Annotated in this window: 14 protein-coding genes; 4 read left to right on the top strand and 10 right to left on the bottom strand. The window is 71.0% G+C overall.

What is annotated here, in order from left to right; translation table 11 throughout:
• Positions 1–29 precede the first annotated feature (29 nt).
• From AC0666_RS22470 to AC0666_RS22485, 4 genes are all read right to left on the bottom strand, one after another.
• Positions 30–722 carry a GNAT family N-acetyltransferase gene (locus AC0666_RS22470; protein ID WP_361719294.1) on the bottom strand — a complete coding sequence of 231 codons (693 nt, stop codon included), beginning with the start codon at positions 720–722 and terminating at the stop codon, positions 30–32.
• Between the two features lie 154 nt (positions 723–876).
• Positions 877–1,737: a MetQ/NlpA family ABC transporter substrate-binding protein gene (locus AC0666_RS22475; protein ID WP_468970737.1), complete on the bottom strand. Its 861-nt coding sequence runs from the start codon at positions 1,735–1,737 to the stop codon at positions 877–879.
• Positions 1,738–1,859: 122 nt separating this feature from the next.
• Complete coding sequence (locus tag AC0666_RS22480) at positions 1,860–2,528, bottom strand: methionine ABC transporter permease (RefSeq protein WP_468970734.1); 669 nt, start codon at positions 2,526–2,528, stop codon at positions 1,860–1,862.
• On the bottom strand, positions 2,525–3,580 hold the full coding sequence (locus AC0666_RS22485; protein WP_468970731.1) for a methionine ABC transporter ATP-binding protein: 1,056 nt from the start codon (positions 3,578–3,580) through the stop codon (positions 2,525–2,527). Before AC0666_RS22485 ends, AC0666_RS22480 begins: the two co-directional genes overlap by 4 nt.
• A 562-nt stretch (positions 3,581–4,142) precedes the next feature.
• Here AC0666_RS22485 and AC0666_RS22490 point away from each other — a divergent pair.
• Positions 4,143–4,511, top strand: coding sequence for a hypothetical protein (locus AC0666_RS22490; RefSeq protein ID WP_361719305.1), 369 nt, complete (start codon positions 4,143–4,145; stop codon positions 4,509–4,511).
• Positions 4,504–4,965: a hypothetical protein gene (locus AC0666_RS22495; protein WP_468970729.1), complete on the top strand. Its 462-nt coding sequence runs from the start codon at positions 4,504–4,506 to the stop codon at positions 4,963–4,965. The genes AC0666_RS22490 and AC0666_RS22495 overlap by 8 nt, the downstream gene beginning before the upstream one ends.
• On the opposite strand, the gene AC0666_RS22500 is transcribed toward AC0666_RS22495, so the two are convergent.
• The 3 genes from AC0666_RS22500 to AC0666_RS22510 all read right to left on the bottom strand — a co-directional run bounded on the left by AC0666_RS22500 (position 4,955) and on the right by AC0666_RS22510 (position 7,318).
• Positions 4,955–5,461, bottom strand: coding sequence for a GNAT family N-acetyltransferase (locus tag AC0666_RS22500; protein ID WP_468970726.1), 507 nt, complete (start codon positions 5,459–5,461; stop codon positions 4,955–4,957). The two genes, AC0666_RS22495 and AC0666_RS22500, sit on opposite strands and share 11 nt — an antisense overlap.
• Before the next feature lie 37 nt (positions 5,462–5,498).
• Complete coding sequence (locus AC0666_RS22505) at positions 5,499–5,999, bottom strand: RNA polymerase sigma factor (protein ID WP_468970724.1); 501 nt, start codon at positions 5,997–5,999, stop codon at positions 5,499–5,501.
• Positions 6,000–6,124: 125 nt separating this feature from the next.
• Complete coding sequence (locus AC0666_RS22510) at positions 6,125–7,318, bottom strand: glycerophosphodiester phosphodiesterase (protein ID WP_468970721.1); 1,194 nt, start codon at positions 7,316–7,318, stop codon at positions 6,125–6,127.
• Positions 7,319–7,587: 269 nt separating this feature from the next.
• Between AC0666_RS22510 and AC0666_RS22515 the strand changes: the two genes are divergently transcribed.
• The gene (locus AC0666_RS22515; protein WP_468583835.1) at positions 7,588–8,217 is read left to right on the top strand and encodes a lysophospholipid acyltransferase family protein; all 630 of its coding nucleotides are present in this window, start codon (positions 7,588–7,590) and stop codon (positions 8,215–8,217) included.
• Positions 8,218–8,233: 16 nt separating this feature from the next.
• Here the strand turns inward: AC0666_RS22515 and AC0666_RS22520 are convergent, their stop codons facing one another.
• The 3 genes from AC0666_RS22520 to AC0666_RS22530 all read right to left on the bottom strand — a co-directional run bounded on the left by AC0666_RS22520 (position 8,234) and on the right by AC0666_RS22530 (position 11,867).
• Positions 8,234–9,709, bottom strand: coding sequence for a membrane-associated oxidoreductase (locus AC0666_RS22520; RefSeq protein WP_468970717.1), 1,476 nt, complete (start codon positions 9,707–9,709; stop codon positions 8,234–8,236).
• 65 nt (positions 9,710–9,774) lie between these two features.
• Positions 9,775–11,319 (bottom strand): MFS transporter, encoded by a 1,545-nt coding sequence (locus AC0666_RS22525; RefSeq protein WP_478708172.1) that lies wholly within the window; start codon positions 11,317–11,319, stop codon positions 9,775–9,777.
• Positions 11,316–11,867: a TetR/AcrR family transcriptional regulator gene (locus AC0666_RS22530; RefSeq protein WP_468970709.1), complete on the bottom strand. Its 552-nt coding sequence runs from the start codon at positions 11,865–11,867 to the stop codon at positions 11,316–11,318. The genes AC0666_RS22525 and AC0666_RS22530 overlap by 4 nt, the downstream gene beginning before the upstream one ends.
• Positions 11,868–11,950: 83 nt before the next feature.
• Between AC0666_RS22530 and AC0666_RS22535 the strand changes: the two genes are divergently transcribed.
• Positions 11,951–12,466, top strand: coding sequence for an HAD domain-containing protein (locus AC0666_RS22535; RefSeq protein ID WP_478708173.1), 516 nt, complete (start codon positions 11,951–11,953; stop codon positions 12,464–12,466).
• The last annotated feature ends 96 nt before the right edge of the window (positions 12,467–12,562 follow it).

The raw sequence follows: 12,562 nt of genomic DNA on the forward strand, positions 1-12,562 counted from the left end.
GGGCACGGTGAGACTACCTGGTCATCGGGTCAGTTCCAGTCGGCGCCGACGGCGTACCCGTTCGCGCCGGTGGGCCGTCCGAGCTCGTATCCGTAGCCCTCGCGGCCTTCGTAGCCCTCGTGGTCCCGGTAGCCGTCGGCGTCCTCCAGGTCCTCGGGGACCAGGCTCCAGACGATGAGGTCGGTGCGGGTGTCGCTCCAGGAGCCGTCGGCGGTCTGCGTGCGCACTATCCATGCGTTGCGCAGGACGCCTTCGCTGATGCAACCGATCTTCTGGGCCACCTGCTGGGAGGCGGTGTTGTCGGCCGCGGTGCGCAGTTCGAGGCGTTCGAAGCCCTGGTCCCGGAACAGCCACTGGGCGACGGCGAGGACGGACTCGCTGGCGTAGCCCTCGCCGCGGGCCCAGGGGGCGGTGACGTAGCCGACCTCGGTGGTGCGGGTGCGCCAGTTGGTGTTCTGGAGGTGGACGATGCCGACGAGGCGCTGGGTGAGGAACTCGGCGACGGCGAAGACGATGCCGCGGCCCTCGGTACGCTCGGCGTGGGACTGCCGGGTGGCCCAGGCCCGGGCGTCGGCGACGGTGTAGGGGTGGGGCGCCGAGGTCCAGGCGACGACGTGCTCGTCGTTCATCATCTCGGTGAGCGCGGTGACGTCCTCCCCGTCGAAGGGGCGCAGCACCAGCCGGTCCGTGCTGATGGTGACGTCCGGGAAGGTGGTAGTCATGCGCAGCTCCATGCTGTTGCTGGACCGTTTGTGCGGGTCGTAGGCACAGCATGCAGCATGCGCCGGGGGATGTGCAGGGCCGGGTTGCCCGGAAGCGGGCAGCGTGCGGCCCCGCACGCCGGCGTGGGCGTGCGGGGCCGGACGGGGGCGGCGATCAGGCCTGGGGGGCGCCGAAGGCGGGGGTGACCGAGCCCTGGTACTTCTCCTCGATGAACTTCTTGACCTCGTCGGAGTTCAGCAGCTTGGCGAGCTTCTCGATCCGCGGGTCCTTCTCGTTGCCGGCCTTGACCGCGAGGAAGTTGGCGTAGGGGTTGTTCTCGGCCTTCTCCAGGACCAGCGCGTCCTTGGCGGGCGCGAGGTGCGCTTCGATGGCGTAGTTGCCGTTGATGACGGCCGCGTCCACGTCGTTGAGGGCGCGCGGGACGGTGGCGGCCTCCAGCTCCTTGAACTCCAGGCCCTTCTTGTCGGTGATGTCGGACAGCTTGGCGCTGGTGCCGACGCCTTCCTTGAGGGTGATCACGTTGTTCGCGGCGAGCAGCTGGAGGGCGCGGCCCTCATTGGTGGTGTCGTTGGGGACGGCGACGGTCTGGCCGGGCTTGAGGTCGGTGAGGGCCTTGACCTTCTTGGAGTACAGGCCGAGGGGCTCCAGGTGCACGTTCACGACGGGCACGATGTGGGTGCCGTTCTTCTTGTTGAAGTCGTCGAGGTATGGCTTGTGCTGGAAGTAGTTGCCGTCGACCTGGCCCTGCTCGGTGGCCGTGTTGGGCAGGACGTAGTCCGTGAACTCCTTGACCTCCAGCTTGAGGCCTTCCTTGGCCGCGAGCTTGTCCTTGACGAAGTTCAGGACGTCGGCGTGGGGGCTCGGGGAGGCCGCGATCAGGAGCGGCTTGCTCGCGTCGGCCGTGCCGCCGTCGGCCTTGGCGGCCGGGTCCGAGGAGCTGCCGCAGGCGGTGAGGCCGAGGGAGAGCGCGGCGGTGGCGGCGGCGAGGGCGGTGAGCTTGAGGTTCTTGCGCACGAAGAGTGCCTTTCATTGCGGTGCAAGTGCGTGGGTCTCACGCCGGTCTTGCGGGTGGTGGCCCAAGCACGACAAGTGCGGGCCTTCTTTCCGGGTGGAGAGGGTCTGGGGAGCCCGGGGGCTCAGGCCGCCCGGCCGCGCCGGGCCAGGAGGCGGACCGCGCCGTCGCCGATCAGCTGGATCACCGTGACGACGGCGATGAGGACGACGACGGTGGCGACCATGAAGCCGGTCTCGAAGCGCTGGAAGCCGTAGGTGATGGCCTTGGAGCCGAGGCCTTCGCCGCCGACCGCGCCGGCCATGGCGGAGTATCCGACCAGGGTGATCACGGTGGTGGTGACGGCGGCGACGAGGGAGGGCAGGGCCTGCGGCAGGAGCACCTTGCCGACCAGGGTGGGGATGCCGCCGCCCATGGACTCGACGGCTTCGACCAGGCCGTGGTCCACCTCGCGGACGGCCGTCTCGACGAGCCGGGCGAAGAAGGGGATGGCTCCGATGGCCAGCGGGACGATCATGGCGGTGGGGCCGATGAAGGTGCCGACGACGGCGGTGGTGACCGGGATCAGGAAGATCAGCAGGATGATGAACGGCAGCGAGCGGCCTATGTTCACGATGACGCCGAGCACCTTGTTGACCGGCTGGTTCTGCAGGAGGCCGCCCTTGTCGGTGAGGACCAGCAGGATGCCGAGGGGCAGTCCGCCGAGGACGGTCACCAGGGTGGACCACAGCACCATGTAGAGGGTGTCGTACGTGCCCTGGGTGAGCAGGGGCTGCATCTCGGACCAGGTCACTTGACACCTTCCTTGACGAGTGCGGCGATCTCGGAGTCGATGTCGGTGTCCTCGTCGACGATGTCGACCTGGAGGCCCTGCTCGCGCAGGAAGCCCACGGGGACGACGTTGTCCTCGTAGCGGCCGGGGAGTTCGATGCGCATGCGGCCGATCTGGCGGCCCGCGACGGTGTCCATCGCGGCGCCGAGGATCGAGATGTCGATGTTGTACGTCCGCGACAGCTGCGAGATCACCGGCTGGGTGGCGGCTTCGCCGTGGAAGGTGACGTCGACGACCGTGCGGTCGGGGCCGGTGGCGGCGCCGCTGACGGGGAAGAGTTCACCGGCGAGCTCGGAGCCCGGGGTGGCGAGGAGTTCGGCGACGGTGCCGGACTCGACGATCCGGCCCCGCTTCATCAGGGCGGCCGAGTCGCAGATCGTCTTGACGACGTCCATCTCGTGCGTGATGAGCAGGACGGTCAGGCCGAGCTGCCGGTTGAGGTCGCGCAGCAGCTGGAGGATCGAGCGGGTGGTCTCGGGGTCGAGGGCGCTGGTGGCCTCGTCGGAGAGCAGCACCTTGGGGTCGCCGGCGAGGGCGCGGGCGATGCCGACGCGCTGCTTCTGGCCGCCGGAGAGCTGGCCGGGGTAGGCCCTGGCCTTGTCGGCGAGGCCGACGAGGTCGAGGAGTTCGAGGGCCTTGCGGGAGCGCTCGCGACCGGAGACGCCGAGGATCTCCAGGGGCAGCTCGATGTTGCCCTGAACGGTGCGCGAGGACAGCAGGTTGAAGTGCTGGAAGACCATGCCGATCCGGCTGCGGGCCTCGCGCAGTTCCCTTCCGGCGCGCCGGCCGCGGCCGGCCAGGGCCGTGAGGTCGACCCCGTCGACGGTCACGGTTCCGGTGGTGGGGCGTTCCAGCAGGTTCACGCAGCGGATGAGGGAGGACTTGCCGGCCCCGCTCTGGCCGATGACTCCGTAGACCTCGCCCTCGCGGACGTGCAGATCGACGCCGTCCAGGGCGGTGACCTCACGGCCACGGGACTGGTAGACCTTCGTGAGGCCCGATGTGGTGATCACAGGATTTCCGTCGCTGTCGAGTGCGCGGCGCAGCGGGTGCCGGGCACGGGGCAAACATCTGGGGACGCGATACGGGTCGAACCGGGGCATGGCGGTGGTTCCGACGCGTGCGCGGGGGCAGGAGCGTTCCGGTCCGTACTGCTCGGCAGTGGCGGGGCGGACGGGCTCGGCCTGCCTCGCTTCGGGGCGCGAGGCTCGGGGAGGGGGCCCTCAGAAGGCGCACATTCGACACATACAACGAGCACCGGGCGTCATCGTCGCCTCGGTCGCAAGGGTGCGGCTGCTCGTCGTGGTCATGGGCCCCAGTAAAGCAGACATATCCCGTCACCGATCAAAGCTGTCCGGATAGCGGACGCATTCCGGCCGCATACCGGACACCGCCGAAGGGCCCCGAAGGCCCTGCTGGGCGCTCCCCCGGGGAGCTGACCTGCGGTGAGCCGGCCCGGCTTGCGGCCCGGCCCCGGCCGCGCCCCGCACGGTGCGGGGGCTGCGCTGTGGTCAAGACCACGGCGGCCCCGGGGTGGGCGCACAGGGGCTTTCGCCCCCGTAATACCCTCGCTGCATGCTCGACGCCCTGACGGCCGCCCTCGGTGTGGCCGCACTCGCCCTTGCCGCCTGGTGCGGTTTCGCCGCCCTGCGCGACCAGCCGACCAAGGACTGGCACTTCATCGGCATGGGCGTGGTGACCCTGCTGGTCCTGGTCCAACTGGTGGTGGGGCTGGTGAAGCTGGCGCAGGGCGAGAAGCCCGACGAGGGCTCGGTGATCTTCGTGGCCTATCTGGTGGGCGCCTTCGCGGCGGTGCCGGCGGCCGGGTTGCTCTCGCTGACGGAGCGCACCAAGTGGGGTTCGGTGACGGTGGCCGCGGGCGCGGTCGTCCTCGCCGTGCTCGAAGTACGGCTCTACGACATCTGGGGGACCCCCGGTGCCTGACACTCCCGACACCGCGGCGTCCGAGGCGCAGCCCGCAGCGCAGCCCGGGGCGCACGAGGCACCCGCCCGGCGCGCTCGGCTGGTCTCCGGACCCGGACTGCTGCTGGTCTGGCTCTACGGGGTGATCGCGGTCGGCGCCGTCTCGCGCTCCGCCTACCAGATCTCCACGGAGTTCGACCAGGCTCCGCTCCCGTACGCGCTCTCCGGCCTGGCCGCGCTGGTGTACGCCTTCATCACCTACTCGCTGGTGCGCGGCGGGGAGACGGCCCGCAAGGCGGCGCGGATCTGCTGCGCCGCCGAGCTGACCGGCGTCCTGGTCGTCGGCACCTGGACGCTGGTGCGTCCCGAGGCGTTCCCCGATTCGACCGTGTGGTCCGGCTTCGGGATGGGCTACCTGTTCATCCCGGTGATCCTGCCGATCACCGGGATGCTCTGGCTGCGCGTCAGGCGCTGACCGCGAAGTCGGTGGCCTGCGGGGCGTCCTTCTCCAGGATCACCAGCCGCACGCCGTCCGAGGCGGTGCGACCGCCGACCTGCACGTAGCCCGCCTTGCGGTAGAGGCGCAGGTTCGACTCGCTCTTGTGACCGGTGTGGAGACGGAACCGGGTGGGGCCGCCGTGGCCGGCGAGGGCCTCCTCGACGGCGCTCAGCAGCCGGGCGCCGAGCCCGTGGCCCTGCAGGCGCGGGTGCACGCAGAGCTTGGCGATCCTGCCCGTGCCGTCCTCGTCGACGTTGCCGCGTACGGTGCCGACGACTTCGTCGCCGAGCCGGGCGACCAGCACCGTGTCGGTCGCCAGCTCCGCCTTGAGGGAGTCCAGGGTCTGGGTGAGCGGCTGGATGCGGTAGTTGCCGTACAGCTCGGCCTCGCGCTGGAACGCCAGGTACTGCAGTTTGAGGATCTGCTCGGTGTCCTCGGCAGCTGCCGCCGAAATGGTCACGCTCATGCCCATGTGCGCATGCCTCCCGCTCACCTGGTAGCCCGTCGGTCTACCGCTCCCTTCCCCGTAGGCCAGGAGCCGCAACCTCTGCAGCCAGCATTCTGCGCAGACATCCCAGGCAACGGGAACGGACGGGTCCCAAACTTCCTTGTGAGATACCCAACTCTCCTGCGATTTCACGGTAAGTGAGGTCTCTGGGCGAAAGAAGTGCCCTCATCAGCTCCGGACACCGTCCGGGCAATCGGGCGACCGCCGATCGGAGGGCCCGGTTCTCCTCCCCGTGCAGCAGCGCCGCTTCCGGCTCCGCGGCGTCGGCGTTCCCGGGCCGGCAGCCGTAGGGGATCTCCCGGCGGGCCCGGCGGCGGGCGAGCCGGGCCTCGGCGCGTACCGCCCGGCGCAGCCAGCGGGCGGGCTCGGCGGGGGCGGGGCCGCGTTCCAGCAGCCTCACCCAGACGGCTTGTTCCAGGTCGGCGGCGTCCACTCCGGCGGCCGGGGCCTCCGCGGCCGCCTCCGCGGAGAGCAGGGGGCCCAGTTGCTTCAGCAGGTCCATGCCGGGCGGGACGCGCGGCCCCCGCCCGGCGGTTTCCCCACCGGGCGCAGCCCACCCGTACGCGCCATTCCGCTTGTGTGTTGACGCCCGGTCGGCAGCGGCTCCGGCGGGGCCGGGCACGCGCCTCAGCGGCCCCGGCCGGGGCGGAAGGCCTCGGCGGCGAGCAGTCCCGTGTCGGCGTTGTCGGTGAAGATGCCGTCGATGCCCTGGGCGAAGTAGGCCCGGAAGGCGCCGAATGCGTCCCCGTAGGCCGCCGGGTCGGTGCCCTTGCGGTACTCCGCGGGCAGGAAGGTGTTCTCGTTGCGCGCGGTGTAGGGGTGCAGCACCAGCCCCTCGGCGTGGGCGTCCTTGACCAGGGTCGTCGGAACCCCGAGCCGGCCTTCCGCGTCCCGGGGCAGGATCAGGTCCATGGTCGGGCCGATGCCCTGCGCGAACCCGGCGATCCACCGCAGCCCCTCGGGCTTGACCAGGTCCGCGACCGTACGGGGGTCCTTGGCCACCTCGAAGTCCCAGGGGCGGGTGCCTGCTGCGGAGAGCAGCACCACACGGGGAGCGGAGACCAGCCGGGACAGGCGCCGGATGCTGGAGGGCTCGAAGGACTGGAGGAAGAGGGGGGCGTTGCGTCCGTCGCGGCCGTAGCGGCGCAGCAGCGCGGCGAGTGGCTCTTCCAGGCCGAGGCCGAGGGAGCGGAAGTAGGTGGGGTGCTTGGTCTCGACGTGCAGCCAGACGCGTCGGCCGCGCCGCCTGCCCTCCCGGTCGGCCCAGCGGAGGACCTCCTCGAAGGTGGGCACGTCCCACCGGCCGTCGTAGAGGGTGTTGCGCTGGCGAACGGCGGGGATACGTTCCTTCGCCCGCAGGGTCTTCAGTTCGGCGAGCGTGAAGTCCTCGGTGAACCAGCCGGTGACCGGGACCCCGTCGACCGACTTGGTGGTGCGCCGGGAGGCGAACTCCGGGTGGTCGGCCACATCGGTGGTGCCGCCGATCTCGTTCTCGTGCCGGCACACCAGATGGCCGTCGCGGGTGGGCACCAGGTCCTGTTCGACGACGTCGGCGCCGAGGTCGAGGGCGAGTTCGTACGATCCGAGGGTGTGCTCGGGGCGGTAGCCGCAGGCCCCCCGGTGGCCGATGACCAGCGGGACGGGGAGGTCCCGGTAGCCACCGCGGCCCTCCCCCGCCGCCTGCGCCTCCCCCGCCGCCTGCGCCGCCCCGGCCTGCTGCACCGCTGCCGCGGATCCCGCCGGGAGTCCGGCCACGGCTCCGCCCGCCGCCAGGACGGCCGCCCCCAGGACCGTACGCCGCGCTGCCCCACCCTGTGTCATGAGTGTCACTCCTCTGTTGTCTCGAATCGGCGCAATCGGCGTCGCGATCGTAGGCAGCGGCCGGTGGCCGAGGGGTGCGTACGGGTGGAACATGGCGCAAACACGCGTCAACACCGGGTATCCGATGTGTGAACCCGATGTGCGATCAGCCCGGACCCGCGAGTATCGTCCTCACCTGCGCGACCGCCGTGTCGCGCGAAGCCGTTTTCGATGCCGGAGGGCTCACGTTGTTCCGTACCGCGCTCATCAAGGCCACTGTCGGACCGGTCATGCGCATGATGTTCCGCACCCGTGTGGAGGGCATCGAGAACATCCCGGGGACCGGGCCGGTGATTCTGGCGGGCAACCACCTCACCTTCATCGACTCGATGATCCTGCCGCTGGTGTGCGACCGCACGGTCCACTTCATCGGCAAGGACGAGTACGTGACGGGCAAGGGGATCAAGGGTCGCGCCATGGCCTGGTTCTTCACCGGCTCCGGAATGATCCCGGTCGACCGGGACGGGGCCAACGGCGGCGTCGCCGCCCTGATGACCGGCCGCCGGATCCTGGAAGAGGGCAAGATCTTCGGGATCTACCCCGAGGGCACCCGCTCCCCCGACGGCCGGCTCTACCGCGGCCGGACCGGCATCGCCCGCCTGACGCTGATGACCGGCGCTCCCGTGGTCCCGTTCGCGGTGATCGGCACCGACAAGCTCCAGCCCGGCGGCAAGGGCATGCCCCGCCCCGGCCGGGTCACCATCCGCTTCGGCGAGGCGATGGAGTTCTCCCGCTACGAGGGCATGGACCGCGACCGCTACGTGCTGCGCGCCGTGACCGACTCCGTGATGGCCGAGGTCATGCGGCTGTCGGGCCAGGAGTACGTGGACATGTACGCCACCAAGGCGAAGGCCGCGTAGGGCGCACCCGCCCGCGCTACTGCCGTTGCAGTGACCGGCTGACGCCCGCCGCGGTCGTCGTGGCGAGGACCCAGCCGGTCACGATCAGCAGGTACGACAGCCACTGGTACCAGCCGCTCGGCGCGAAGGCCTGCTCCTGCCCGAAGCCGATGATCGGCAGCATCAGGTCGATCGTGTAGAAGGCCGGGTTGAAGTCGGGCGCCTCCCCCTGCTTGAGCGGCCGCGGCGGCTGGAGCCCGTACGCGATCGTGCCCGTCACCAGCAGCGCCGCCAGCCAGCCGGCCGCGCGCAGGGGCCGGAACCCGTAGCCCACGGTGGCGTCCTGGAGCAGCCCCCAGAGCCTGGCGTGCCGCGGCCGGGTGCGCCGGTGCCGCCGCAGCTTCGCGAGCTGTACCGTCCGGGCGGCCGCCTCGTCGCCGGCCGTGCGGTACGCGGTGGCGAGCTGTTCGTAGGCGTACGGGAGGTATCCCGACTCCTCCCGCTCCAGTGCGGGCAGCCGCTGCTCGGCGGGGAGGTGCGGGGCGAGGGTGCGGTAGGTCAGGCCGTCCACACGGATCCGAGCGGGCCACGTCCCTGGGTCGATGTGCAGCAGGTCGAAGGTGGAGCGGCGCAGGTTCACATCGCCTTGCACGGTGTCGCAGGCACGCAGCCACACCTCGCCTATGGCGCAGCTGGAGGCGCGCAGGGCGGTGCCGGCCGGGTTGGCCAGGCGCGCGTGCGCGAGGTTCAGCTGGCCCGGAATGCGGGAGCCGGTGAGGTTGACCCTGCCCCGGGCGTCCAGGCGCATCGCCCGCAGGTCCGTTCCGACCGTCAGGTTCTCGGCGTGCAGGGCGGTGCCGCCGGGGGCGAGGAGGCGGGCGTCGTCGAGGTTGACCTGCCCGCCGACGACCGCGCCGTTGATGCGGGTTTGGCCGTGGACCGTGAGGCCCATGGCGATGATGTCGGTGCCGATGGCGGCGTGGTTCAGCTGGAGCGGCGCCTCGCCCGCCTCGGCGTGCCGGCCGGTGGTGCTCAGGACCGCGTGCTGGAGGAAGAGGCCGCCGGATATCCGCGCCCCCGCCAGGCGGACGGGCCCGGTGAACCGGCAGCACGTCATCCGGAGCACGACCTCGACGCGCAGGGTGGCGGCGGTGAGGCCGGGCAGGACCGATTCGGTGAGGACGAGGGCGCGCAACCGGGCTCCGTACAGGCTCGGTTTGTGCTCGAACCAACAGCCGCGCATCCGCATCGGGGCGTCGATCTCGGCGTACTTCAGGTCGAGCTTTCCGCTGATCCGCGCTCCCTTGACCTTGAGACCTGCGACCTGGCCGGGCACCGTCGGGCTGTTGACCAGCAGCGCCCGGATCACGTGGGCGCGGATGGTGCGCTCGGAACCCCAGGAGGCTCCGTCCGCCGCATCCTCACCGGGCCCCTCACGGAAGTCGACGCCCTCACCGTGCGGGTACGCCTCCCAGACGCGGCGCTCGGCCGGGGTCAGATCGTTGATCTCCATCGCCCGGATGGTGTCCCGCGGTTCGACGGACTGTCAACTCGGCTAGCAGCAAGGAACTTTGACCGTCAGTGCTCGACGCCGTCCTGGAGCGCCTGCCCCTTGAGCAGGTACCAGGCCGCGACGGCGGTGGCCAGGAGGATGGCCGCTCCCACGCCGGAGGCGAGGCGGAGGCCGTCCACGAAGGCCCCCTGGGCTGCGTGCACCATGGCCTGCGCGGTCCCCGGGTCCACCGAAGCCGCCGCTTCGACGGCGCCGCCGAGCGACTCGTGCGCGGCGGCGGCGATCGGCGCGGGAACGGACGCCGGGGCGGTGAAGCCCTGGTACACGCCGGTGACGATGGAGCCGAGCAGGGCGATGCCGAGGGCGGCGCCGAGCTCGTACGCCGTCTCGGAGACGGCGGAGGCCGAACCGGCCTGCTCCTTGGGCACGCTGGAGAGGATGACGTCGGCGGTGACCGTGAAGGAGAATCCGGCGCCGAGGCCGACGACGAGCAGGGCCGCGCCGAGTAGCGGGTAGCCGCTGTCCTGGTGGATCAGGGTGAGGACGCCCAGGGCGAGCCCGCTCGCGCCGAGGCCGCCGGCGACGATGGACCGGACCGAGAACCTACGGGCGTACCGGCCCGCCACCAGGCCCGTGGCCACCGCGCCGACGGCGGCGGGCAGTTCGGCGAGCCCGGCCTCCAGCGGCTGGCGGCCCTGGACGAGCTGGAGGAACTGGGAGAGGAAGAAGACCAGGCCCGACAGGCCGAAGACGGTGAGGAGATCGGCGAGGACGGCTCCGGAGAAGCCGCGGTGCCGGAAGAGCCGCATGTCGAGCAGCGGCGAGGCCAGTCGGAACTGCCGCCGCACGAAGAGGACGAGCGCGGCGGCGCCCAGGCCGGCGGCGGCGCCGATCTGCCAGGTCACGCCGTGGATGGCGGCTTCCTTGACGGCATAGACGACACCGATGACACCGACGAGGGACAGTCCGACGCTGGGCAGGTCCCAGGGACCGGAGACGGGGTTCTTGGACTCGGGGAGCAGCTTGATGCCGACGAGGACCAGCACGAGCATCACGGGGAGGTTGATGAGGAAGACCGAGCCCCAGTAGAAGTGCTGGAGCAGGGCTCCCCCCACGACCGGGCCGACGGCCGCGCCCGCGGAGGCGGTGGCGCCCCAGATGCCGATGGCGAGGCTGCGCTCCCGGGGGTCGTGGAATATGTTCCGGATCAGCGCGAGGGTGGACGGCATCAGGGTCGCGCCGGCCACGCCGAGCAGGGCGCGGGCCGCGATCATCATCTCGGGGCTGGTGGCGCAGGCGTTGAGGACGGAGACGGCGCCGAAGGCGGTGGCGCCGGCGAGCAGCAGTTTCTTGCGGCCGATGCGGTCGCCGAGGGAGCCCATGGAGACGAGCAGACCGGCGATGACGAAGGAGTAGATGTCGCCGATCCACAGCAGTTGGGCGCCCGAGGGGCGCAGGTCCTCGCTGAGGGAGGGCGTGGCGAGACCGAGTACGGTGGCGTCCACCGCGACCAGCAGGACGGCGAGGACGAGCACCGAGAGGGCCAGCCAGCGCCCGCGGCTCCTCTCCTGCTCCTCCTTCCGGCGGCTCAGCTGTTCGGTACGGCTCATTTCTCCACGCTCCGTCGTGCGCCACCGAGCAACAGCTCGATGATCATGTACTGGAAGTCCTTCGCGGCGACCCGGCCGTCCATCACGGCCCAGGCGCAGGTGCCGATGAGGCCGTAGAGGGCCTCGGTGAGCCAGGCGGGGCTCAGGTCGATCCGGATGTCGCCCTCCTCCTGGCCGCGCCGGAAGAGGGCGCCGACGCGGGCGTCGAGCCGGGCCCAGCCCTCGTTGATCTGGTCGCCCTCGAAGAGCTGGTTCTCGGTGACGAGGAAGGCGAGCAGCTGGGCGTTGGGCTCGGCTTCGGCGACGAGCCGTCTCAAGGCCTCGACTGCGGTGCCCTCGTGCAGGCGGGCGTTGTCGAAGGCCACCTCGAACTCGCGGATGCCGAGGTCTTCCAGGGCCCGTACGAGGGCGTCGCGTCCGGCGAAGTGCCGGTGGAGGGTCGCGCGGCCGATGCCGGCGGCCCGGGCGACCTCGTCCATGGTGGCGGTCGACTTGCGGGAGAGCAGTGCGGCGGCGGCGCGGAGCACCTGATCACGATCCATGGCCATGAGACGACCATACACCAAATGAGACGTAGACGTCTCATTTTATTTCGGGTGCCCCAAGGCACCCCGAGAGGAATGCTGTGTACATGACGCCGAAGCCGCTGCTCCTGATCGACGTGGACGGCCCGCTGAACCCCTACGCGGCCCAGGCCCAGCGCCGCCCCGAGGGCTACACCACCCACCGCATGCGCCCCACCGGGTGGACCGAGGCCGAGAGCCGCAAGCCGCTGCGCGTGTGGCTGAACCCCGCCCACGGCGCGGAGCTGCTCGCGCTGGCGGACACGTACGAACTGGTGTGGGCGACGACCTGGAAGGGCGAGGCGAACGACTGGATCGCCCCGCACCTGGGCCTGCCGCGGCTGCCGTACATCGACTGGCCGCAGATGCACGGGCGCGCCCCGCGCGGCACCTTCTGGAAGACGCAGTACATCCTGGAGTACGCGGCCGGGCGGGAGTTCGCGTGGATTGACGACGATGTCACGGCGATGGACCGTGAGTACGTGGACCAACGCCACCCGCTGCGGACGTTGTTGCTGCGCATCGACGAGCAAGTGGGGCTCATGCGCGGCGACTTCGACACGCTGGCGGACTGGGCGGCGTGAGGGGCTCGCAGGGGTGCGGTGAGGGGCGGCGGTTTTGATCATGCTCGTGCGGCCGCCATAGCATGCACATGCCACCCTTGCGACCTCCGTCCGACG

The organism is Streptomyces sp. NPDC043680 (genome assembly GCF_056436685.1).

Excerpts from the sequence above, each read along its gene's own strand:
- AC0666_RS22470 (WP_361719294.1), bottom strand. The coding sequence starts at position 722 with ATGACTACCACCTTCCCGGACGTCACCATCAGCACGGACCGGCTGGTG.
- AC0666_RS22490 (WP_361719305.1), top strand. The coding sequence starts at position 4,143 with ATGCTCGACGCCCTGACGGCCGCCCTCGGTGTGGCCGCACTCGCCCTT.
- AC0666_RS22500 (WP_468970726.1), bottom strand. The coding sequence starts at position 5,461 with ATGGGCATGAGCGTGACCATTTCGGCGGCAGCTGCCGAGGACACCGAG.
- AC0666_RS22505 (WP_468970724.1), bottom strand. The coding sequence starts at position 5,999 with ATGGACCTGCTGAAGCAACTGGGCCCCCTGCTCTCCGCGGAGGCGGCC.
- AC0666_RS22510 (WP_468970721.1), bottom strand. The coding sequence starts at position 7,318 with ATGACACAGGGTGGGGCAGCGCGGCGTACGGTCCTGGGGGCGGCCGTC.
- AC0666_RS22515 (WP_468583835.1), top strand. The coding sequence starts at position 7,588 with ATGCGCATGATGTTCCGCACCCGTGTGGAGGGCATCGAGAACATCCCG.
- AC0666_RS22520 (WP_468970717.1), bottom strand. The coding sequence starts at position 9,709 with ATGGAGATCAACGATCTGACCCCGGCCGAGCGCCGCGTCTGGGAGGCG.
- AC0666_RS22525 (WP_478708172.1), bottom strand. The coding sequence starts at position 11,319 with ATGAGCCGTACCGAACAGCTGAGCCGCCGGAAGGAGGAGCAGGAGAGG.
- AC0666_RS22530 (WP_468970709.1), bottom strand. The coding sequence starts at position 11,867 with ATGGCCATGGATCGTGATCAGGTGCTCCGCGCCGCCGCCGCACTGCTC.
- AC0666_RS22535 (WP_478708173.1), top strand. The coding sequence starts at position 11,951 with ATGACGCCGAAGCCGCTGCTCCTGATCGACGTGGACGGCCCGCTGAAC.